The organism is Bacillus sp. EB V-12 (genome assembly GCF_056158125.1).
Genome location: NZ_JBUXJL010000008.1, coordinates 90,746 through 115,877, shown reverse-complemented (window position 1 = coordinate 115,877; position 25,132 = coordinate 90,746). Strand labels below are relative to the sequence as shown.

The following is a 25,132-nucleotide window of genomic DNA, read 5'->3' as shown; positions in this document are numbered from 1 at the left end:
ACATCACTTTAAGTAACTCCCTACGCTGGCATTATCCAGATCAGGTTGAGGGTCGATGTTTACTTACATCCTCTCAGCCAATTGGCTCCCCGGTCCTTAATTCGTTTTCATTGTAGCATGATTTATTTTATTGAACAAACAAAAGCATGCATAATCATTTCATTATTTTTGGAAAATAACCAACTTTTTCACCATGAGCTAATAACTGCTGAATAAATTCTTTATTAATTGCTGGTACTATCAATTCTTTTTTCTTAATCCATTTATTCGTTCTACGCGTACCCATTACAATTTCAGATTGCTGCGCTCCATCTCCTGCAACTTGAGAAGCAATTAACTCTGCTATTACTTCATTTCCCTTCGCTAATGCAAGTCCGGTATTTACATATTCTGAAAGTGGAACCATTTCAAGATTGTATCCACACTCTCCAATTAGCTGTATAAATTGTTCAAACTCAATTTGATGTGGATGACAAATATGTAACGTCTCTCCTATAATTTGCGCATCTTGCAAATACGATACAATTGATTTACTAGCAAAATCAATTGGTGTGAAATCAACTTTCCACTTCACATTTGGTGCTTTCCCAATTAATAGCATTGTTTTAATAAGACGATAAAATGCGTTTCCTTCAATATTTTGTTGGAACGAACCTGTTTCTGAATGACATGCTAAATTACCTGCACGATAAATATTTCCGCGCAAACCATTTTTCATTGCTTCACGAACAATGTTTTCCGCTTGTAGTTTACTATTTGAATATACATTCTCTAAGTCTACACTGTAATTAAAATCACCAGTTTTCATGTATGTATCCCATTGATCTACCGCTAATTCTAACGGGATACCAATTGTAGAAATAAAATGGAATGTAGCACCTTTCTCCGCTAATGCTAGCATACGGCTAGTTCCTTGGACATTTATATTTTCAAATTGTTTTACATCCCCAAAATGTCTTACATCTGCACCGCAATGAATTATCGTATCCATCTTAGAACTGATGAACATAAATTCTTCTTCGCTCATCCCAAGATACTCTTCTCCCAGATCACCAGCTACGGCCTGTATACGCTGTAACCATTCTTCACATACATCATTAAAGTAGCCTGTTAATGTATCTATAATTCTTTGCTGCACATCTTTAGTTGGTCTTACTAAACAATAAATAGTAGCAGCTGTATCTCTCAACAATTCATATAATATGTGTGATCCTAAATAACCAGTAGCTCCTGTTAAAAAGACATTTGAAATCTGGTTTTCTTCCAAAACGTTTGCATACGTGATAGTATCTGGTTCGTGAATCACTTTATATTCACGAAATACTTCTTCTTTCTCTACTTTTACTTCTCGCTCAATTCGAGCTAATCCATATATCGTTCTTTCTTTAAAGAAATCTTGAATTGTTAAATGTGAGAAATCTTCTTTTAACAATGTTAAGACTCGTAATACTTTTAATGAATGTCCACCAATTGTAAAGAAATCATCATGCACTCCAACTTTTGAAATTCCTAATACTTCCGCCCAGGCGTTCGCTATTTGTTTTTCTGCTTTATTAGAAGGTGCAACATATTCTTGTAGACGAACCGGTTCATACTTTTCTTCTAACTGAGCTAACTTCTTAACATCAATCTTTTTATTAGGTGTAAGTGGTAATTCATTAATATAAATTAGTTTAGATGGCACCATATAATCTGGTAATTGCTCTTGTAACTGATAAACTAATTCTGGTATTTCTTTTTTATTTAAAGTTGTATAGAACGCGATTAAATATTGGCTACCTTCCTTACTCTTCTTAGCAAAAACAGCATTTTCTTTTATATTATGATTTTGAGAAATTTTACTTTGGATTTCGCCTAGTTCAATACGATGTCCTCTAATTTTTACTTGATCATCTTTCCGATGTAAAAACTCTATATTTCCATCCTCTAGCAACTTAACGATATCACCTGTTTTATATATATTAACTATAGGATTAAAGGGGTTCGGAATAAAAGCTTCAATTGTTTTATTAGGCTTATTAAAATACCCTTTTGCTAATCCCACTGAATCTATATATAATTCACCAGGTACACCAATTGGACAAAGATTCATATTCTCATCCAAAATCATAACTTGATAATTAGCACATGGTTTACCAATGGGAATACTCGCAACATCCTCATTTAACCGACTAGGTATTTTATAGGTTGTCGTCACTACAGTACATTCTGTCGGTCCGTATACATTATGAATTTCAACATTTGTACCTATTCTTTCTCTCCACAATTTAATAACCTCTACAGGCAACATTTCACCGCCAATCGCAATTCTTTTTAGGGAAGCTAGCTTATATATATCTTCTTCTGCCAAATAAGTTGCTACTTGTCGAACAAAAATTGTTGCTAATGCCAAGATTGAAGTTGCTTTCACTTTATAGATTGCATTTGCAAATGCTTCTACAGACAATCGCTCTTCCTCTAATAGTACATATAAGTTTCCTCCACAGAATAAAGAAGCAAATGACTCCCATACAGAAGCATCGAAACTAAAGGAAGGAAATTGGGCAAATACATCCTCTTCTGTCAATTCATATTGCTTTTTCATCCAAGTATACAGATTAACAACGCCTCTATGTGCTAACATTGTTCCCTTTGGATTCCCTGTTGAACCAGATGTATAAATCATATAAGCTACATCATCACAATGAATAGACAACTTTACATCTGTATCTTCATAAGTTTCACTATCATACATTGAAACTGTTTGAACCCCATCACATGTTATAGGCGTCTCTTTCATCAATATAACTTTCGCTTGGCTATCTTGAATAATGTACTGTATTCTACTTTCCGGATAATCTGGATCAATCGGAACATACGCTGCACCAGCTTTTAATATAGCTACCATACTTACTACTGTGTCTATGCTACGTTTCATAAATATTCCAACATAGTCTCCTAACTGGACGCCGTTTTTAATTAACATACGAGCTATTTGATTACTTTTTTTATTTAGCTCCTCATAAGTTAAAGTACCTTCCCTTGAAGATAAAGCTATACGATTTGGAAATTGAGTAACAGTATTATAGAACATATCGACGATACTTTTCTCAGGATATACTGCTGTCGTATCATTCACTTGACTATAAAGTGCCATCTCGGCCTCTGTAATAATATTAAAATCATTTATATGATTATTCTTATTTTGTGATTTATTAATTAAAACACCTTGTATTTGTTGTGCATAACGAGTAATCGTTGTCTCTTTCCAATTAACACTATTAAATATTATTTCTACACTTTGCATATTTTTACTAAATACAAATTGTAATGTATTCGTGTCTTGTAGCTCATAATATGTTTCACCAATAATAATAGGTGACATTTCATATAACGTATTACCGTTTTGAAACTCTTCTATTTCTTCCTCATTCATTTCTTTAATTTGCTCCAGTTGCTCTTCAATTTGTAAATTTAAACTTTCATAGGAGAGAAAATTAGAAACTTCAATAGTAATCGGAAATAAACTTCCTCTTACATGATAAAGCACGACAATATGTTTTTCTTTAGAAATATGATATAACCACGTTGCAGTCGCTCCTATTAAATCTACAATGTGAGTCAAATTTGAAAACAGTTCCGTTTTCCTTTTTATCCTAAGTTCTGTTCCTTGCACATCTTTAGGTATTTTAATACTTCCTTCTACTTTTCCTAAAAATTCTTTTACCATCTCATTATAAGAAATTGCTAATTTCATATTTATGTAAATTCCTCTCTTAAATATAATAAAGGTGTGAAAATTCACACCTTTTTCATCCCTTATTAAAGAGCAGATTCGTTCAATTCATAATCAGTAGCGGAGATACCCCCTTGATTAGAATTGAACTTTCTCCTTATTCGCTTTTAAACTCACCAATAAGCTCTTGTAATTCCTGAGAAAGCCAACTTAAAGAAGTCGCTAATTCTGCAATATCTTGTACTGATATTTCTTGCTCTTTCATGCTTTCTTCAACATTACTACTGCTGTTGGCATAAGTATTTGCAATATGTGATAATTCATTTACGACTTGAACGATATTCTGGCTATTTTGTAAAATATCACTCGAATTACCAGAAACAGCTTTTACTTGATCTGTAACAGATTGCGCTGATTTTGAGATTTTTTCAAAGAAATCACCGCTACTTTGAACAAGCGAAATTCCAGTTTCTACTTCTCTTGAACCTTTTTGCATGGAAACTACAGCATCTTCTGTCTCAGCTTGTGTTTCACCAATTAATTTCGCTATATCTTTAGCAGACGCTTCTGTTTGTTCTGCTAATTTTCGTACTTCATCAGCAACAACTGCAAACCCTCTTCCAGCTGCTCCAGCACGTGAAGCCTCAATAGAAGCATTTAAAGCTAATAAATTTGTTTGATTTGAAATACCTGTAATTACAGTTACGATATCACTAATTTCTTTTGACCTTGTTTCTAACGAATAAATGATGGAAGATAAATCTTGTACTGCATTTTGGATTAAACTCATTTGATTAATAATTTGTCCAATCACTTCATTACCTTCAATTGAATGTTGTTCCATACCTTCAGAAGCAACCGCAACTTGTTTTGCAGCCCCAGTTATTTCTTCTACCTTATCTTCCATTCCATGTACAATTCCTAAACATTGTTGTACTGAAGTTTTTTGAGACTGTGCCCCTACTCTTAAACCTTCAATAGAACTTGCAATCTCTTGAACTGCCATGCTATTTTCCTCTGTACTCGCCGACAATTCTTGTGAAGAAGAAGAAACTTGCTCAGCAGTTTGCCTTACTTTATCTATAATCCCTTTAAATTTTTCAATCGTGTTATTGAAATAAACATTAATAATTCCAATATCATCTGGTCTTTCTTTTAATTTAATACTTAAGTCACCTTCACCAATTTTACGTAACCCTTCTCGTAAATCTTTTAATGGAGCTAACGAGTGACGCACGATAAAGAATTGAGTAATAGTCGCAATTGCTAATGAAATAATGATAAAGAGTAAGCCCTGTATCATAAACTTCTCTTTTGTAATAGGAACAATGGAAGCATCTAAGTCAGCCGCAATAATTGCAACAATATTGTTTTCTCCATCTGTAATTGGTTCTAATATTGTCACCCACGAACCTATTTCATCTTCATATACTTCTGTCATTTGAGCCTTTTTCGTATCAATCACTTTATCGTATGCCTTCATCCAATGAGCGGGTTGTTCATAATAATCTCCCGGCTTTATAGGAAACGCATTTGTTAACTCTGTAGTCAAACCAACGAGTTGTAATTCTCGCTTTTCATTCGGCTTTGCTCCTGTAACATACGTTTGTCCAACGCTTTTCAATTCTTTTGACACTTCATCTAATTTCTCTGTTAACTTTTCTTTTTTCACTTTTTCGGCTGTAGGATCTTTCGCCATGTCTCTAACTAATTCTACATCCAGTTTTTTCAATACTATTTCTCCTGTTTCAATAGACTGCCTTTCAAATAAAGACATCATACTATTTTGAAACATATTGAAACTTAATGCACCCATACTTCCAACAAGTGTCAAAATAACTAATACGGTTAATAAGACGTTCTTTTGAAGGAACGATAACTTATGCCAATATTTTTTCATTAATATCCACCTTCCTTAATCAACACAAACAAAAAAACAAAATATATGGATATTTTGTTTGAAAATGTTTCTCAATATGTTCGAGAATAAAAAAAAGCCAATGTAAAAGCATTGGCCAAGACCAACCCTATCCGTCCGGTAACTGGCTAGCGTAGCCTTTCGACCTTAGCTCCTGTAGTTTTGCGTCCTCATGTTTCCATCAGTTTGCCTTTCTCGCTGAACGAGTTGAACGATATGGGAGTTCTATGAGAATTAATTTATTCTCTTTCAAAGATTACAACATATAAATCAAAATGTCTACTTATTTAGAGATATAAATACAAATTTTTAATGCATTGCTTTTTCAAAATAATTTCAAAAAGTACGTGAATGTTACTTTTTTTGTGTTATATAATAAAAAATGTATAAATAACAAGGATTTCTTCGGGTATTTATTTAATTTTCATTCAAATTAAACTATTCGAATATATCTTAACTAATGAATTTCGGAGGTAGTTTATCATGTTTTGGCTACAATTTCTTACCTTGTTACTCTGTATTTTTATTGGTGCACGCCTAGGCGGAGTTGGTTTAGGAGTAATGGGTGGAGTTGGTATGGCAATACTCGTTTTTGTCTTCCACCTACAACCAACCGCGCCTCCTATCGATGTAATGCTTATGATTTTGGCAGTAATTACAGCTGCTGGTGCTTTGCAAGCTGCTGGAGGAATGGACTATCTTGTTCATCTAGCTGAAAAAGCATTGCGAAAAAATCCAAAGCGTATTACTTTTTTTGCTCCAATTGTTACTTATTTATTCACACTATGTGCAGGTACTGGTCACGTTGCCTATTCTGTACTTCCTGTTATTGCAGAAGTCTCTCGTGAATCAGGGATTAGACCGGAACGCCCAATGTCGATTGCCGTAATCGCTTCTCAGCAAGCAATTACAGCTAGTCCAATTTCAGCTGCCACAGTTGCTCTTTTAGCAATGTTAGCTGACTATAAAATCACTTTATTAGATATTTTAAAAGTGAGTATTCCTTCTACTTTCATTGCTTGTATGTTAGCAGCATTTGTTGCTAGTAAGATGGGAAAAGAATTAAATGAAGACCCTGAATACTTAAAACGATTAAAAGAAGGAATGATTCCTAAGCTTGAAGAGAAAAAAGAATTTGTAGGTGTAAAGGGCGCAAAATTATCAGTTATCCTTTTCCTTGTAGGAACCTTCCTTGTTGTACTTCTTGGTTCATTTGAAGCACTTCGTCCAGGATGGATAGTTGATGGGAAGTTAGCCCGTCTTTCCATGCCGAACACAATTGAGATGGTTATGTTAACTATCGCGGCTCTTATTATTATTTTCTGTAAACCAAATGTAGAAAGCATTGTGTCTGGTAACGTCTTTAAAGCAGGAGCAACAGCAGTTGTTGCAATTTTCGGTATCGCTTGGATGGGAGATACTTTCTTTAATGGAAACTTAAATATGATTCAAGGATCTATTCAGCATTTAGTAACAAGTGCGCCTTGGCTATTTGCCATCGCACTATTCATTCTATCTATTTTACTGTACAGCCAAGCAGCAACAGTACGTGCCTTAATGCCACTTGGACTATCCCTTGGTATTCCACCAGCGCTACTGATTGCGATGTTCCCTGCAGTAAATGGATATTTCTTCATTCCGAACTATGGAACAATCGTTGCTGCCATTAACTTTGACCGTACCGGTACAACAGGTATTGGTAAATACGTATTAAATCATAGCTTTATGATTCCAGGCTTAATTGCAACATTTACTTCTATCGGAATTGGAATGCTCTTAATTTCAATTATGTTTTAAAGAAAAAGCACAAACCTTTATTTAAAAAGGTTTGTGCTTTTTTAATCAAACTTTTGTTTAAATTTTTTGGGCAGTCTACTTCTCGATGTAGCACTTAAAATACTACATGTCCTTTTCTACAAACTTCGCTTTACTTCTTCAGCTAATTTTCTCGTACTTTCATACGTAGATTCAGCTAAACTAATTGCTGAAATAACTGAAACACCGTCCGCACCCGCTTCTATAACTGCCGCTGTATTTTCAATTGTAATCCCACCAATACCAACGATTGGCACTGTAATTCCTTGTTCTCTAAAATAAGCTAATCCTTTCGTTCCTTGAACCGCTTTCGTATCTTTTTTCGTACTCGTTGGGAAAATAGGTCCAACGCCTAAATAATCTGCTCCGTTTTCGATTGCAAAGCGTGCTTCTTCAATTGTATGAGCAGATACACCGATAATTTTATCTCCCATTTTTTCACGAACCGATGTAATTCCTTCATCATCTTGCCCTACATGAACACCATCTGCATCTAATTCAATGGCTAATTCTACATCATCATTTACAATGAAAGGAACACTATATTCCTTACAAAGCGTCTGCAATTCTTTTGCAAAGCGCACTCTATCTCCTCCGATTAAAGAACCTTCCCCCTTCTCGCGAAACTGAAAAAGTGTCACTCCACCATCTAATGCTTCTTTCAATACAGCTAAAGGATCCCTCGTGCAGTTATTACTTCCCATAATAAAATACACTTGCAATAGCTTAGACATTTTATCTATTTCAATGCGTGCCATTTCTTTCACTCCCTCTTACTCTAACTCCTCAATCTTTCCATACTTCTCAATATCACTAGAAGTAGTATTCGCTAACTGATTTAAAAATTCAATTTGGAAACTACCAGGTCCCTTTTCCACGGTCTTAGCAGCTGCCAGTTCCGAAGCTACACCATAAAACGTTAATGCTGCTACTGCCGCTTTTACATAATCTTTTTCCACTGCTACAAATGCTCCTATTACAGAAGTTAGTAAACAACCTGTTCCCGTAACTTTCGTTAAAATAGGGTGACCATTTCGAATAACAATAGTTCTCTCTCCATCTGTAACAACATCTTCTTTTCCAGTAATGACCGCAACTGTATTTAGTTCATCTGCTGCCTGCCTTGCAATACTTACAACATTGCCATTTCCAGTACCAGCGTCTACCCCTTTAATTTCCCATTTCTCATTAATAACATTTGCTATTTCAGCTGCATTTCCGCGGATAATTGCTAACTCAATTTCAGCCGGAATATGTCTCGCAACTTCTGTTCGATACGAAGTTGCTCCTGCACCAACTGGATCAAATAGTACTGGCACATTGTTCGCATTTGCTGATTTACCCGCGAGTAACATCGCTTCTACTTCTTCAGGACGAAGTGTCCCCATATTTAATACTAACGCTCCAGCAATGCTAGCCATTTCTGCTACTTCTTCTTTCGCATACGCCATTACAGGCGATGCCCCAAGTGCCAACAAACCGTTAGCAGTAAAATTTGTTACAACAACATTTGTAATATTATGAACAAGCGGATTAGATTCTCTCACCAAATCCACTACTTTACTAATTTCTTTCATATTCATCCTTTTCATCTCCTAACTATAATGATGGGAGATACACAAAAAGACACTTTGCGCGTACGCAAAGTGCCTGAATATGTGCTTTTACACTCTCCCTACGCTGGCATTATCCAACAGGTTCAAATGGTCAATGACGGACTAGTAGCCATACTCTCAGTTTGTATCCACAAACTCCCATGTGTTTCTTATTCATCTACTTCAAAGTCTACTCTTATTCTAGTAAAATAACAAGTTCTTTACTTTTCTATTTGATATAGAGGCAACTGATAAAGTGAAACTTTAATCAGTTGGGATTTTGTTAACTCCATTAAAAACAGCTGAAATATGGAGCGAAACTGAATCTCAAGAAGATGTATGCTATATTTAACTTATGGAAATTTGAAAGGATGTTTTTAATATGTCAAAAAGCGTTGTAATCGCTGAAAAACCTTCCGTTGCACGAGATATTGCTCGTGTACTGAAGTGTGATAAAAAAGGAAACGGCTATCTTGAAGGTAGTAAATATATTGTAACTTGGGCTTTAGGTCATCTCGTTACATTAGCAGATCCAGAAAGTTATGATGTGAAATATAAAAAGTGGAATTTAGAAGATTTACCGATGCTACCTGAGCGTTTGAAATTAACGGTTATTAAACAAACTGGTAAACAATTTAATGCTGTAAAAAGTCAGCTACTTAGAAAAGATGTAAATGAAATTATTGTAGCAACAGACGCTGGACGTGAAGGGGAATTAGTCGCACGCTGGATTATCGATAAAGTTAAGCTAAATAAACCAATCAAACGTTTATGGATTTCTTCTGTAACCGATAAAGCAATTAAAGATGGTTTTGCAAATTTAAAACCAGGTAAAGCCTATGACAATTTATACGCTTCAGCAGTTGCGCGTTCAGAAGCTGACTGGTATATCGGTCTTAATGCAACTCGTGCTTTAACGACTCGCTTTAATGCCCAGTTAAATTGCGGCCGTGTACAAACCCCTACTGTTGCTATGATTGCTAGTCGTGAGGATGAAATAAAGAACTTCAAAGCACAAACTTACTACGGCATCGAAGCTCAAACAATGGAGAAGCTCAAACTTACTTGGCAAGATGCAAATGGCAATAGCCGTAGTTTTAATAAAGAAAAAATCGATGGTATTGTAAAAAGTTTAGATAAACAAAATGCTACTGTTGTGGAAATTGATAAGAAACAGAAGAAGTCATTCTCTCCTGGTCTTTACGATTTAACTGAATTGCAACGTGATGCAAATAAAAAGTTCGGTTACTCTGCTAAAGAAACATTAAATATTATGCAAAAATTGTATGAACAGCATAAAGTACTAACGTACCCTCGTACAGATTCACGCTACATTTCATCTGATATCGTTGGAACACTTCCAGAACGTCTAAAAGCATGTGGTGTTGGAGAATACCGTCCCTTCGCACATAAAGTATTACAAAAGCCTATCAAACCTAACAAATCATTTGTTGATGATAGTAAAGTAAGCGATCATCATGCGATTATTCCAACAGAAGGATACGTTAACTTCTCAGCATTCACAGATAAAGAACGCAAAATTTATGATTTAGTTGTAAAACGTTTCTTAGCTGTTTTATTCCCAGCATTCGAATACGAACAACTAACGTTACGCACAAAGGTCGGCAATGAAACATTCATTGCACGCGGAAAAACGATTTTACATGCTGGTTGGAAGGAAGTATACGAAAATCGATTTGAAGACGATGATGTAACTGATGACGTAAAAGAGCAGATTCTACCTCACATTGAAAAGGGCGATACATTAACTGTAAAGTTACTTATGCAAACATCAGGTCAAACGAAAGCACCTGCACGCTTTAATGAAGCAACTTTACTTTCAGCAATGGAGAATCCTACAAAATATATGGATACGCAAAATAAACAACTTGCTGATACGTTAAAATCGACTGGTGGATTAGGTACTGTAGCGACACGTGCAGATATTATCGACAAACTTTTCAATTCTTTCTTAATTGAAAAACGTGGTAAAGATATTCACATTACATCAAAAGGTCGTCAATTACTTGATTTAGTACCAGAAGAATTAAAATCACCTACACTAACTGGTGAGTGGGAACAAAAACTTGAAGCAATTGCAAAAGGAAAATTAAAGAAAGAAGTATTCATTTCGGAAATGAAGAACTATACGAAAGAAATTGTTTCTGAAATTAAATCGAGTGATAAAAAATATAAACATGACAACATTTCAACGAAGTCTTGTCCAGACTGCGGTAAACCAATGCTAGAAGTAAACGGCAAAAAGGGAAAAATGCTCGTATGCCAAGATCGTGAATGTGGTCATCGTAAAAATGTATCTCGTACAACAAACGCTCGCTGTCCGCAATGTAAGAAGAAACTAGAATTACGTGGTGAGGGTGCAGGCCAAATTTTCGCATGTAAATGTGGCTATCGTGAGAAATTATCAACATTCCAAGAACGACGTAAAAAAGAATCTGGAAACAAAGCCGATAAACGCGACGTTCAAAAATATATGAAACAACAGAAAAAAGAAGAAGAACCATTAAATAACCCATTCGCAGAAGCATTAAAAAAATTAAAATTTGATTAAACAAAAAGGTTCCTACCTCTATCGGTAGGAACCTTTTATTTTAGTGAATGATTTTACTTCCTTTTGCATTCTCAACAAATTTTTCACTTGATTTGTTAATTGGTGTTTTCAGTAATAACGCAGCAACAATCATAACTACTACGAAAGCACTTAACACAAGTAAATCTCGTGTTACGATATCCCAAAGCATTCCGCCAACTGTTTCACGAATTGCGCTAATTGCGTATGTGAATGGTAAGAACGGATAAATCGCTTGGAAGAACGCTGGTGTCATTTGGATTGGGAATGTTCCGCCCGATCCTGCTACTTGTAGTACAAGTAAAATGATCGCCATCGATTTCCCAACGTTTCCGAAAATAGAAACGAGTGAGTATACGATACAAACGAAGACTCCACCAATAAATAAACTAAATAACACAAACCAGAACTTATCGACTACGTACGTACCGAGTAAGAATATATCTCCCATCGATACGATAAACGCTTGTGAAAGACCTATCGTTAAGAATGTTAATAAACGTCCGAAGTAAATTTCATGGCTCTTATAATTCGCGCCCTCTTCGTGTACTTCTACCGTTAATAATGAAACCATTAATAATGCGCCTACCCATAATGCAAGCACTGTATAGAATGGTGACATCGCTGAACCGTAGTTCGGCATCGCAAATAATTTATTTTCTTTTAAATTTACTGGATTCGCAAAGTAATCACTTTGCTTTTCAACATCATTTTTCAATAAGCGTATAATGTCTTTTAAATCCTCTTCAGATTCAAAATCACGAATTTTATCTGCTAATTCTTTAATCTTTTTCTCAGTAGCTGGCATTTCAGCTTTAATGTCTGCTAATTTCTTTTTACCATCTACTAAACCTTTTGATGAATCTTCTAGTAATTTTTTAACATCTGGAAGCTTTTTGTCTGCCTCTTTTAAAATTTGAGATGTGTTTTTAGACATCTCTTTTGTGCGAGCAATTGCTGCATTGAAATTTGGAGTGATTTCTGAGTCATATTTAGCTAAAATGTCACCAATTTGGCCCGAAACACTTTTAGACACTTGATTAATACTTTCAATAACATCAGCTGCTGGTTTTTGACCTTTATTAATAGCGTCAATTCCTTTATCAGTTAACTCCATTCCTTTTTGCAAACCATCTTTTGCTTTATTTAACTTAGAAATTGTGCCATTAAGATTTTTATCACTATTCACATCAGCTAACACTTTATTTGTACTTTCCAGAACTGGAATCATGTCATTAACTAAATTCCAACTTGCTTTGAACTGCCCATTCAAATCATTTAAGGCTACTTTTGTAGAATCTAATCCATTAACACCTTTGTTACTTAAGTCTTCTCTTGCTTTTTCAAGCTCTGTTTTTAATCTGCTGTAATCATTTACAGCTTTATCATATTTTTCTCTACCACTGTCTAATGCTTCATTTGTTTGGTTTACTAACTCATTTGCTTTTTTGATATCTTGATTTAAATTACCTCTTAGTTGCTGAGCATCTTCTTTTACATTTTCAGCTGTGTTTTTCAATTGCTCAGCTGTGCTTACTGCTTTTTCGAAATCTGCTACAAACGTAGCATTATAATCTGCTTCTGCTTGATTTACCAAGTTATTTATTGCATCTAACTTTTTATTAGCAGCGTCTCTTACATCTTGTTTCACTTCTTGTCCTGTACCAATAATATTGGCAATATCTTTAACGCCACCATTTGCATTTTCAATAGCTGATTTAAGGTTTGTTAATTTTTCTATTCTCTTTTGGAAGAATTCTTTTCCAAAATCAGTTGATGCAGACTCTTTAAATTTAGTAAAGACATCAATTAAATATGAAACACTATCTGCACGACCTTGCAGCGTCTCAGAAACCTTATTAAGATCTTGCTTCGCTTTTTCCGGATCAAAATTACCATTTTGCAACCCGTTTATAACACCTTGTGCATAAGTTGTTCCGACACGTATCGAACTAAAAACATTATTTACAGTTTGATTAATATTTTTAGCAATATTTTTATACCCCTCACCATTCACTTGCGGTAACGCTGGAATTTCTGGGATTTGTGGTACTTGCGGAATAGTTATATTAGGCAACACTGGGAATTTAGCTGGATCTGGAAGTGTCAGATTAGAATCAAATGATGGATTTTTTAAGAAATCCGTAATTGCCGCCGCACCATCTAAACCTTTTTGCATTACCATTAAATTATTCTTAATAGTTCCTGGGGCACGTTGCAATGTTTCATCATTTCTCGCAAAGAATTTATCTAAATTCCCTAACGCTTCTTGCCCATCATTCATAACACTCTCTACAACTGGCAACTCTTTTTGCGCTACTTTCACAACATCTTCTGCTCGAGTTGCATCATCTAACGCCTTATCCATAAGTGTATTCATTTCTGGGAACTGCGCTTCTAACTTAAAGACAAGATCTTTTACTTTCTCGATACTTGGTAAGTTTGTTTCTAAATCGATTCCAAGGTCATTGAAGATTTTAAAAATCTCACCGTTTGCTGTTTTTACAAAGTTTTTACTAATTTCTTCTGTAATACCTGATGCACCTTTTGCTGTAATCTTCGGTGCAATCGCGTTTACTTTTTCATTCACATAGTAATCCAGTTCTGGTTTTTTAGGATTTTCATCCAGAACAGTTGCAATTTTTTCAGAGAAATCTTTTGGAATCGTAATACTTGCATAATAATCTCCACGCTCAACTCCGTAAATTGCTTGTTTTTCATCTACAAATTTCCAGCCAAGATTTTTGTTTTTCTTAAGGGAGTCTACAATCTCTTTCCCGATATTAATATCTTTTCCTCTTAAATTAGAACCTGCATCTTGGTTAGAAACTGCAATGGGAACCTCTTTTGTATTTCCATATGGATCCCAAGAAGCTTTAATGTTAAACCATGCATATAACGATGGTAAAATCATTAATCCTAAAACAATAACAATTGCAGCCCAATGTTTGGCTACATTCCGTAAATCTGTCTTATAAATACGCCAAATCTGTTTCATAGAAGTTATCACCTAATTATATATTTTTCCTTCTTTAGAAAATGATACATACATTTTGCAATTATATCACTTTCTACATCGTGTATTAACCAAAAACGTACTATTTTTTCCCATTAACTTTCACTTACTTCATTATATAACGAAGTGAGTCAAAGTATGAATACAAAATGACCAAATCGGTTTTACATTCAATAATAACAAATATATATGAAATGTCATAAAAAATACAAGTATTTTCTCTTGGAAATACTTGTATTCCTAAAAAAAATCCTCACAGCTTTTATTCTCTGTGAGGATTTCTTCTATTATATATCCAATTGAACCTCTACACCGAAATGATCTGAAATTACATTTCTGTTTGTACCATTAAAAATAACTTTTGAAGAATGAACTTTTTTACTTTGGTTACACAATATTAGATCGATTCGCAAATTATGTTTATTTTCATCCCAACCAGCAATCTCACCTTGGACAGTCGTTCCTTCATCCTTCTCTATTGCTAATTCATATGTGTCATACAACCCTTTTTGCATCATATACTCATAACCTTCGCCTTTCAATCGAGCATTGTTATTAAAATCCCCCATTAAGAAGGCGAGCTTATTGCTATCTACACGCTCCATCAAACGATCGACTTGACCTTTGAATGACTCTTCTTCATCATTCCACCAACCGAGATGACAAGAGTAAAACGTTATATCCTTACCATTATAAGCAATTGTTGTACTTACAATTTTACGCGTTTTCCAATACGTTGTATCCTCGTTTTCTGAAATGAAGAACGTATCTTCTTTTATAATATTATGCTTCGTTATAATTGCTAATCCTTCTTCGTACACATCATAACCAATATGAGAGAAATCCCAAGTAATATTGTAATCTTTTACATGTAGCGCTTTTAACTCTTCTAATAGTAAAAGTCCAAAATTATCTTTTTTCTTGTTACCGCATACATTTTCAGCTTGTATGGACTGACTTACTTCTTGCAATGCGATGACATCGTACTCTTCTTCTTGAATTACTTTAGCAAGGTATTGTATCTTTTCTATTTGATTCTCTTCTTGCCAAGAATGACAGTTTAAAGTTAGCAATTTCATATTATTACGCACCTAACATATCTTGAATGTCTGACTTTAATACGTCAGCTTTCGGACCATATACCGCTTGTACACCTTTGTCTTTTACAATAAGCCCTAAAGCACCATTTTGTTTCCACTGTGCTTCTGGTGCAACAACATTTAAATCTTTTACTGTTACACGTAAGCGCGTCATACAAGCATCTACGTCAGCAATATTTTCTTTTCCACCTAATAAATCGATAACTTTTGTTGCTAATGAACCGTCTTGTACATTTCCTGTTCCTTCTGATGCCTCATCTTCATTATCAATATAGTTACCTGCACGCCCTGGTGTTGGTAAGTTGAATTTTTTAATTAAGAAATTAAATAGTGTAAAGTTAAGACCGAAGAACACTAATGAAACAATAACAAAGTTGATTAAGTCTCTTGTTAAACCTGCGTTAACCATCATTGGTGTACGAGTAATTAACTCAATAAATCCAAATGCATGAACACGTAAGTTAATTAAATCAGCTAGTGCGAATGCAAGTCCTGTTGTAATAGCATATACAACATATAATACTGGAGCAATAAACATGAACATGAATTCAATTGGTTCTGTTACACCTGTTAAGAATACTGCTAATGCTGCTGATAAAAACATTGGTTTATATTTTGCACGCTTTTCTTTATCAACGTTACGGAACATCGCAAATGCAATCCCCATTAACGCTGCTGTTGAGCCGATAACTTGTCCAGCTTTGAAACGAGCTGGTACAACATTATTTAATAAATCGTTATATGCCTTCGTATCTCCATTTGCTAATAAATTATTTAAATCTGTAATCCATGCAAGCCATAATGGATCTTGTCCTGCTACAACTTGTCCAACTTTTGAACCAGTTAGCATCGTATATGTTCCGCCTAGCTCTGTATAGTTCATCGGAATCGTTAACATATGGTGTAAACCAAATGGTAATAATAAACGCTCTAACGTTCCATATACAAACGGTGCAACAACTGGTGCACTATCTTTTGAAGCTGCAATCCAGCGACCAAATTCATTTAACCCACTTTGGATGAATGGCCATAGAAGTGATAATACAATCGCAGTAACTGTAGACCAAAGAATTACAACGAATGGTACAAATCGTTTTCCATTAAAGAATGCTAATGCCTGTGGCAGTTTATTATAGTTATAATATTTGTTATATAAAGTAGCTCCTAAGAAACCTGTGATAATCCCTACGAACACTCCCATGTTTAATGCAGGTGCACCAAGTACAGAAGTAAAGTAATCTTTTACAATTAAATCTCCCGCTATTACTGAAGAAACTTTCGCTTTTGAATCCGCTAACATTTCAGCGTTTACCCCAAATATAGCTCCTGTAATTCGGTTTGTTAAGACGAATGCTAATAGCGCTGCAAATGCACCACCTGCGCGATCTTTCGCCCAAGATCCCCCAATTGCTACTGCGAATAAGATGTGTAGATTTGTAATGATTGCCCAACCGATGTCTTCCATTACGCGAGCGATTGTATGAACTGCGTTAACATCCCCAGCAGACATACCAATTAACTTACCGATGGAAATCATTAAACCAGCTGCTGGCATTACGGCTACAACAACTAATAACGCTTTCCCGAACTTTTGCCAAAAATCAAAAGACGTAATTTTCATCTGTTCTTCCTCCCCTTTATTTATAAAAACATAATGATTTAAATTATAATTTCTGTTCCCTTTATGAAAACGATTCCTTATGTTACTTTATTTTTATCTTTACGCAACCGTTTTCATAAATCTATTTTAATAAAAGCGTTTTCACTTTGCAATAGAAATTTATTTTTTTTCATAAAAAAAGATGCTCAAAGAGCATCCTTTTTTATTATGAAATGCGATAAACCCTTGTTTCATAAGGCTTTAAAGCAATTGTTGTTACTTCTTCATGTTCCGCAACTTCATAGTTATTTAAAAGCAAACGTTTGCGTTCTAGTGCAAATGAACCCTCATTATACACAGCTTCCTCTTTTGAGATATTACTAATTACAATGACTTTTTCATCCTGTAACGTACGTGTATATGCATAAATTTGTGGATCGTCTTCTAAAAGTAAATCATACGTACCATAGTTCAGTACATCGTGCTCTTTTTTCAGGGCAATCATTTTCTTATAGAAATTGAAAATAGACTTTTCTTCATTTTTTTGCTTTTCAACATTAATTTCTTTGTAATTTGGATTCATGCTAAACCAAGGTGTACTTGTTGTGAAACCAGCATTCATCTCATCATTCCACTGCATAGGTGTACGTGAATTATCGCGGCAAGAAGCCCATATAATCTCCATCATATCTTGATGTGGTACGCCCTCTGCAATTTTCTCGCGATATAAATTTTTAATTGCTACATCATCGTAATCTTCAATATTTGGTAACTGAACATTTGTCATACCAATTTCTTGGCCTTGATAAATAAAAGGTGTACCGTGCATAAAGAAATACATCGCCCCTAGAGCTGTTGCACTTTCACGCCAATATTGTTTATCATCTCCCCATGTTGAAACGATACGTGGTTTATCGTGATTCTCAATATATAAAGCGTTCCATCCTTTATTTTCTAATCCTTTTTGCCATTTCGTTAATACTTTTTTCAATCCTACAACATCGAGGTCTTTCTTCTTCTCTGCATCCCATAAACTTAAATGTTCAAATTGGAATACCATATTGAACTTACCTTGCTCTTCTCCAACCCAAAGCTCAGCATCTTCAATCTTAACACCATTTGCTTCACCAACAGTCATAATATCGTACTTAGAGAATGTATTTTCTTTTAGCTCTTCTAATAAAGGTTGAATACCTTTCACATTCATATGTTTATCAAAAGATGGCACATATTTTAACCCTTTTGGATTTGGCATATCCTTGAGGCCTTCTTCTTTTTTAATATGACTGATCGCATCAACGCGGAAACCATCAATACCTTTATCAAGCCACCAATTAACCGTATCGTATAGTACTTCGCGAACTTCTTTATTCTCCCAGTTTAAATCTGGTTGTTTACGTGAGAATAAATGTAAATAATATTGTTCTGTTTCTTCATCATATTCCCATGCCGAACCATTAAAAATACTTTCCCAGTTGTTTGGCTCCGCACCATCTTTACCATCATGCCAAATATACCAATCACGCTTCGGATTATCTTTAGATGAACGTGATTCAATAAACCATGGATGTTCATCACTCGTATGATTAATAACTAAATCAATAATAAGCTTCATATCACGCTTATGAACTTCATCTAGTAAAGCATCAAAGTCTGCCATTGTACCAAACTCATCCATAATATCTTGATAATCACTAATATCATAACCATTATCATCATTAGGCGACTTATACATTGGACAAATCCAAATTACATCTATACCTAAATCTTTTAAATAATCCAGTTTTGCAATAATACCTTGTAAATCTCCAATACCATCACCATTTGAATCCATAAAGCTTCGTGGATAAATTTGATAAGCAACCGCTTCTTTCCACCATGTCTTATTCATAGTCATTCTCTCCTTTTGCATCCCATCGGAAATTTTATGCAAACGTTTTCGTAACACTATCATAACAAAATATGAACAGTTTGCAACTGTTTTCATTGAACTCTATGTAGATTCTTTATTCTTATGCTTTATTTATTTCTCACAAAGGTAAATCTCATTCTTCACCTCTCCTTGTCCACGCGTATTACAGACATTTTTCATATATTAATAAAAAACTCTGATTATTTTAGAAAGGAGTAATAAATTGAAGCAAACAAAATTAACAGGTCGTATCGTTGTTCCCACAGATCCTGACTACGACGTAGCCCGAATGAATTTAAATTTAAGTATTCCAAAACTCCCTTGTATTATTGTTTTTTGTCAAAATAACAAGGATGTCTGTAACGCCTTAAAATGGGCACGTGAACGTCATATACCATTTCGGTTAAGAAGTGGACGTCATAGCTATGAAAATTTTTCTCTTTTAAATAGAGGACTTATTATTGATGTGAGTGAAATGCATCGCATTACTGTTAATACAGAGAAATTAACAGCAACAATTGAGGCTGGTGCAAATCTTGGCACTGTTTATAAAGAACTTTGGAATTACGGTGTTACAATTCCTGCTGGTACAAGTGCAAGCGTTGGAGTTGTTGGATTAGCACTTGGCGGTGGTATTGGTATGCTTTCGCGCTTATTTGGATTAACATGTGATCAATTAATGGAAGTGGAAATGGTACAAGCGTGTGGAAAATTTGGTGCAAAACTCATTCGTGCAAATGAACAAGAAAACTCTAACCTTTTTTGGGCATGCCGTGGTGGCGGTGGTGGAAACTTCGGAATTGTCACTTCCTTAACTTTTCGAGTCCACCCAATAAAAAATGTATCAATTTTCTCAATTACATGGGAATGGGAAGACTTTATTGCTGCATTTCAAGCGTGGCAAAACTGGGCACCTTATATAGATGAACGTCTCACTTCATCGATCGAATTATTCGCCAAGCAACGAAATAAAATTGAAGCACAAGGCGAGTTTGTCGGTTCTCCCTCTGAACTCCATTCCCTATTATCCCCTCTTCTTGAAACTGGTAGCCCCTCTCTCTTTATAGAAGAAGTTCCTTATATAAAGGCTGTTGAATTTTTTAATGGAGGTAACATCCCTGAAAATTTTAAGCGCTCTGGTTCCTATGTCTATAAACCTATTCCCCTTAAAGGCATTCAAATCATGCAATCCTTTCTTTCTCATGCACCAAATAAAGATGCTAGTATTTGGCATCAATCGCTCATAGGTGCTGTTGAAAATATTTCGCCGAATGAAACGGCTTATTTTCATCGTAAAGCAATTATTGCTCAAGAATACATTACCTCTTGGAAATGCGATGATGAAGAAAATCGAAATATACGCTGGGTTAAAGGTTTACGAGAAAGCTTAGATCCTTATACACTAGGTGACTATGTGAACTGGCCCGATATCGACATTAAAAATTGGCAAACTAGTTATTATGGCTCTAACTTTCACAGATTACGTAAAGTAAAAACCATGTATGATCCTTGTGATGTTTTTCATTTCCAACAAAGTATTCCTCCTTTTCATACGTGAAAAAAGGGGATAACATAAAAAAATCATCCAATATACCGTTACCTCGCAGTATGTTGGATGATTCAAGTTGATTTTCTATATCGTTTCAAATTCTTGCTCCTACTCATAAACTTTTACTTACAGATTAATTGTATTTCGTATCATTTTCATGCAATGAATGTAATTTAATATTTGGTACTTTATCTTTTTCAATACCTCTATTATAAGAAACAGGAACTTGAAATTCAAATTGCTTTGTCTCATGTTTTTGTAAATAGACTGGTTTCGGTACTGGATAGCTTTTTGAATTCTCGTTTGCATTATCATATAAAACAACTTTTAATGCTTGTGAATGATTACGATAATTTTTTAAAGTAACAATGCACTTCGGTTGGATATTCTCTCCATTTTTCTCCATTCTACACTGGCTATCTTCTTTTTTATATTCTATTGCTTCTACCCCTGTTTTTCCTGCATAATACCATGTTTTATTCAATGTCTGGAGGATTGTATTTAAAATAAACGGCATCATTACAATCAAAATACTAGTACCTACTACTTTTATTTTATTCATTTTTCTAAATGTACTAGACTCCTTTTTTCCTAGCCATTTTAAAAATAATATAAATGCAATTACATGTAGTATGAAAGAAACAATCAATATATTTGAGACTTTATAATCCATATAAACATACGTATGTATCGGAATCTTATAGACATTGAATAGTTTTTCCCCAATTAATTCATTATCATTTGGAATTTTTAATAATAACAAAACCCCTATACTGTAACAAATAGCTACTAATCGATCATACTCAATACGAATCATTCTTTCTCCCCTTCACTTTGTATTTTATTATCGATTTTAGCTATTATTACCATACTATACAATCTTTTTATAGAGGATAACGTAAAAAAGTTCCTTATAAATATAAAGAACCTTATTAATATACACTATGAATTAAAAAATCAATATACAATTTTCACATAGAGATTTCTTCAAAATATGTTGGATCATGTATTGTAATTTTTTTATCTAAAATTGTAACAATGCTATCATTTTTTAATTGTTTTAATACGCTGCTAACTGTCTCTCGAGATGTTCCAGATATTTTGGATATTTCAATTGTTGTAAGTGGACATGAAATTACAATCTTTTCTCCACTCTGTTCTCCTAAATCCTGCATTAAATAATTTAACGTTTGGATAACACGATCTTGTGCATTAGGAATTGTAATATTTTGCACTCGATTTTCGTTCAATTTTAATATAGATGATAATTGCTGAACAACGTACATCAATTGTGTTCTGCTGGACTTTACCATATCTTCAAAGATTACCGTTGGAATATAATATACCTCCACATCCGTCATTGCTTCTGCTGTATAGTTATATCCTCTGTCTGTAAACATACCACCATAAGGAAAAATAGAATACCGCTTTACATAGTCATCGTATAATAAGTTCCCATTTTGATTAACCCGCTCTAACTTTACAAAACCATCTAACATGAAGTAAATTCTTTCCCTTGAATCCCCTTCTAAAAATAAAAATTGACCTTTTTTATAAGTTCGCCAATAAACAAACTCTGTTAAGCCTTTCAATTTTTTTTCTGTTAAATGAGCAAATAATTCGAACTGCTTTAAGTCTTTCACTACGTTCCGTCTATTCATAAAATTCCCTCTCTCTTGCTGTATGTTGGAGCGAAAAATCAAGAAAGCGTATTCAATTTGAATTTTATCATAATTAACTTGTATATTCAGATTTCATCATGAAAACTTTATGAACAATGAGTACAAAAAATATTAATAAATAAAAAGAATGAAGTTATTAACCTCATTCTTTTTTTACTACTAAGTAGCGTACATAATAATTTAAACATACATGCATACATTCTGTTTTGAAATAATAGTACCGGCTTTTTCTTCTAGTGCTTCATATACTTTTTCTAAAGACGTAATAATCGTTTTTCTTTTTGGATTTGTATTAACAAAATTAATAGCAGCTTCGATTTTTGGAAGCATGCTTCCCGCAGCAAATTGTTGTTCTTCAATATATTCTTCTAATTGATTCACTGTGACATGCTCTAATTTTTTTTGATTCGGTTGATTATAATTTACATACACATAATCAACTGCAGTTAAAATAACGAGCGTATCGGCATCTACTAATTCTGCTAATTTCTGCGCAGCGAAATCTTTATCGATAACCGCTTCAGTTCCTTTTAACCCTTCTTCAGAATCAATTACTGGAATTCCACCTCCGCCCACAGCTATCACTATGTTTCCATCTTCGACCAAAGAATTAATCACTTTATGTTCATGAATACTTACAGGCTTCGGTGATGGAACAACACGTCTCCATCCTCTACCAGCATCTTCTTTAAACACTGCTTTTGTTTCATCCATTAATTTTCTGGCCTCTTCTTCTGTATAAAAAGGACCAATTGGTTTAGTTGGATTTTTAAATGCCTCATCTTTTTTATCCACAACAACACGTGTTATAACCGTTGCTACATCTTTGTTTATATTCCGTTTTTTCAATGCCTTTTCAATTGCATTTTCCATCCAATATCCAATCATCCCTTGGCTCATTGCCCCACAAGTATCTAATGGCATTGCAGGTGTCTTTTCCGTTTCTGCAGCTTTTTGCTGTAATAAAATATTCCCCACTTGTGGGCCATTTCCATGCGCAATTACTATATCCACATCATTTTCCATTATTTTCACAAGTTGTTCTGCCGTTTTTTCCAACGCTTCTTGCTGCGCTCCCGCAGTAGCTTCTCCAGACTGTATCGCATTTCCCCCTAGTGCAACTACAATTTTTCTTCGTGCCATATTCCAGCCCTCCAGTTGATTTCGCTTTCACAGCGCTTTATAAAGTAATACTGCCTGTAATTAATCCATAAATCGCAAAGAATGCTAAAGCACCAATTGCTACGGATGATGCTAATTCCACTCGAGTAAATATTTGCTTCGAACTCTTTTGCTTTTGAACATTGTAAAAAATAAAAATACCTGGCGCATATAAAGTCATTGTTAATAATAAATACTCTAAACCGGCTGCATAAACTAACCACACGCCATAAATACTTGCGATCAAGCCAATTATTATATTTTTATTTCGATCTGCTTCTTCAGACTTTAAGCTATGCTTCAGTTGATAAAATGCTGAAAAAGCATATGGGATTAAAATAGCTGAAGATGCTAAAGAGAATGCAAAGTTATACGCCTGATCAGAAACGACGAATGTTAACAAGAATATTTGTATTAAACCATTTGTTATCCATAATGAATTTACTGGAGCCTTATTTTTATTTTCTTTTGCGAACCATTTTGGAAATACTCCATCTTTAGCCGCTAAATATGGAATTTCAGAAGCGAGCAAAGTCCAACCTAACCAAGCACCTAATACAGAGATGACTAAACCTAAATTAATAAAGATAGCACCCCATTTTCCAACAACACTTTCAAACAAATAAGCCATAGCCGGATTTTTCAAACCTGCAATGTCTGCTTGCTGCATAAGTCCAAGAGACAATAATGTGATTAAAATGTAAATGATGAGTGTACCAATTAAGCCAATAACGGTTGCTTTCCCTACATCACTTCTATTTTTTGCTCGACTGGATAAAACAACAGCCCCTTCTACCCCAATAAATACCCATAAAGTTACAAGCATTGTACTTTTAACTTGGCTGCCAACTGCTCCCCATGAAAAAGAACCAGTTTGCCCCCAAAATCCATCTAAGAACGTATCAATATGAAACGCAAAGATTCCTATGACAATAAATACAAATACAGGTACTAATTTTGCGATTGTAGTTACTAAATTCACAAGGGCTGCTGATTGAACTCCACGTAAAATTAACATGTGAACACACCATAATAATACGCTTGCACCAATAATGGATTCTACATTTTGACCGCCTTCAAAGATCGGGAAGAAATATCCTAATGAAGAAAACAATAATGTACCGTAAGCTACATTCCCAAGCCAAGCAGATAGCCAGTATCCCCACGCACTATTAAACCCCATAAAATTACCAAACCCTGCTTTTGCATAGCTAAAAATACCACCATCTAAATCTGGCCGTTTTACAGTTAGATTTTGAAAAGATAATCCGAGTGCGATCATCCCAATTCCTGTTATAACCCAGCCAATAATAATGGCTCCAGCACCAGCACCTTTTGCCATATCACTCGCTAAATTAAAGGCTCCACCGCCAATCATAGACCCAACTACAAGAGCCGTTAGTGTAAACAACCCTAATTTCTTATCTTCACCCATTCCACTCACCTCTCTTTAATTGCAATAACAATACAAAAGCAATA

The 25,132-nt window shown here is 34.6% G+C and carries 15 protein-coding genes and 3 riboswitches; of the genes, 3 read left to right on the top strand and 12 right to left on the bottom strand.

The window, feature by feature from the left end; translation table 11 throughout:
- A riboswitch (TPP riboswitch) is annotated at window positions 1-102 on the bottom strand.
- Between the two features lie 52 nt (window positions 103-154).
- Together ACZDYH_RS22330 and ACZDYH_RS22325 are read right to left on the bottom strand one after the other, a co-directional pair.
- A complete protein-coding gene (locus tag ACZDYH_RS22330) occupies window positions 155-3,736 on the bottom strand; it encodes a non-ribosomal peptide synthetase family protein (protein WP_139849612.1) in 3,582 nt (1,193 codons plus the stop codon).
- A 136-nt stretch (window positions 3,737-3,872) separates the two neighbouring features.
- Complete coding sequence (locus ACZDYH_RS22325; protein WP_000761083.1) at window positions 3,873-5,615, bottom strand: methyl-accepting chemotaxis protein; 1,743 nt, start codon at window positions 5,613-5,615, stop codon at window positions 3,873-3,875.
- A gap of 134 nt (window positions 5,616-5,749) precedes the next feature.
- Window positions 5,750-5,834, bottom strand: a riboswitch (cyclic di-GMP riboswitch).
- A 282-nt stretch (window positions 5,835-6,116) separates the two neighbouring features.
- On the opposite strand from ACZDYH_RS22325, the gene ACZDYH_RS22320 reads away from it, so the two are divergent.
- Complete coding sequence (locus ACZDYH_RS22320) at window positions 6,117-7,430, top strand: anaerobic C4-dicarboxylate transporter family protein (protein WP_000498704.1); 1,314 nt, start codon at window positions 6,117-6,119, stop codon at window positions 7,428-7,430.
- Window positions 7,431-7,546: 116 nt separating this feature from the next.
- On the opposite strand, the gene thiE is transcribed toward ACZDYH_RS22320, so the two are convergent.
- Complete coding sequence (gene thiE, locus ACZDYH_RS22315) at window positions 7,547-8,206, bottom strand: thiamine phosphate synthase (protein WP_025710030.1); 660 nt, start codon at window positions 8,204-8,206, stop codon at window positions 7,547-7,549.
- A gap of 15 nt (window positions 8,207-8,221) precedes the next feature.
- The gene (gene thiM / locus ACZDYH_RS22310; protein ID WP_001056096.1) at window positions 8,222-9,031 is read right to left on the bottom strand and encodes a hydroxyethylthiazole kinase; all 810 of its coding nucleotides are present in this window, start codon (window positions 9,029-9,031) and stop codon (window positions 8,222-8,224) included.
- Between the two features lie 72 nt (window positions 9,032-9,103).
- Window positions 9,104-9,216: riboswitch (TPP riboswitch) on the bottom strand.
- Between the two features lie 209 nt (window positions 9,217-9,425).
- On the opposite strand from thiM, the gene topB reads away from it, so the two are divergent.
- Window positions 9,426-11,615, top strand: a complete 2,190-nt coding sequence (topB, locus tag ACZDYH_RS22305) for a DNA topoisomerase III (RefSeq protein WP_086408066.1) — start codon at window positions 9,426-9,428, stop codon at window positions 11,613-11,615.
- Between the two features lie 40 nt (window positions 11,616-11,655).
- Here topB and ACZDYH_RS22300 read toward each other — a convergent pair whose 3' ends face one another.
- The 4 genes from ACZDYH_RS22300 to ACZDYH_RS22285 form a co-directional block, all read right to left on the bottom strand.
- The gene (locus tag ACZDYH_RS22300; protein ID WP_000810093.1) at window positions 11,656-14,631 is read right to left on the bottom strand and encodes a YhgE/Pip domain-containing protein; all 2,976 of its coding nucleotides are present in this window, start codon (window positions 14,629-14,631) and stop codon (window positions 11,656-11,658) included.
- 305 nt (window positions 14,632-14,936) lie between these two features.
- Window positions 14,937-15,728, bottom strand: a complete 792-nt coding sequence (locus ACZDYH_RS22295; protein ID WP_000771997.1) for an endonuclease/exonuclease/phosphatase family protein — start codon at window positions 15,726-15,728, stop codon at window positions 14,937-14,939.
- A gap of 4 nt (window positions 15,729-15,732) precedes the next feature.
- Window positions 15,733-17,370 (bottom strand): PTS transporter subunit IIBC, encoded by a 1,638-nt coding sequence (locus ACZDYH_RS22290; protein WP_048656946.1) that lies wholly within the window; start codon window positions 17,368-17,370, stop codon window positions 15,733-15,735.
- A gap of 205 nt (window positions 17,371-17,575) precedes the next feature.
- Window positions 17,576-19,240 carry a glycoside hydrolase family 13 protein gene (locus tag ACZDYH_RS22285; protein ID WP_001044710.1) on the bottom strand — a complete coding sequence of 555 codons (1,665 nt, stop codon included), beginning with the start codon at window positions 19,238-19,240 and terminating at the stop codon, window positions 17,576-17,578.
- A 244-nt stretch (window positions 19,241-19,484) separates the two neighbouring features.
- Here ACZDYH_RS22285 and ACZDYH_RS22280 point away from each other — a divergent pair, with 244 nt between their 5' ends.
- Window positions 19,485-20,819, top strand: a complete 1,335-nt coding sequence (locus ACZDYH_RS22280) for an FAD-binding oxidoreductase (protein ID WP_000814898.1) — start codon at window positions 19,485-19,487, stop codon at window positions 20,817-20,819.
- A 124-nt stretch (window positions 20,820-20,943) separates the two neighbouring features.
- On the opposite strand, the gene ACZDYH_RS22275 is transcribed toward ACZDYH_RS22280, so the two are convergent.
- From ACZDYH_RS22275 to arcD, 4 genes are all read right to left on the bottom strand, one after another.
- On the bottom strand, window positions 20,944-21,627 hold the full coding sequence (locus ACZDYH_RS22275; protein WP_000619186.1) for a hypothetical protein: 684 nt from the start codon (window positions 21,625-21,627) through the stop codon (window positions 20,944-20,946).
- Between the two features lie 154 nt (window positions 21,628-21,781).
- A complete protein-coding gene (locus ACZDYH_RS22270; protein ID WP_001081905.1) occupies window positions 21,782-22,471 on the bottom strand; it encodes a Crp/Fnr family transcriptional regulator in 690 nt (229 codons plus the stop codon).
- 201 nt (window positions 22,472-22,672) lie between these two features.
- On the bottom strand, window positions 22,673-23,635 hold the full coding sequence (arcC, locus tag ACZDYH_RS22265; protein ID WP_000113951.1) for a carbamate kinase: 963 nt from the start codon (window positions 23,633-23,635) through the stop codon (window positions 22,673-22,675).
- 37 nt (window positions 23,636-23,672) lie between these two features.
- A complete protein-coding gene (arcD, locus tag ACZDYH_RS22260) occupies window positions 23,673-25,088 on the bottom strand; it encodes an arginine-ornithine antiporter (protein WP_000503412.1) in 1,416 nt (471 codons plus the stop codon).
- Window positions 25,089-25,132: the final 44 nt, after the last annotated feature.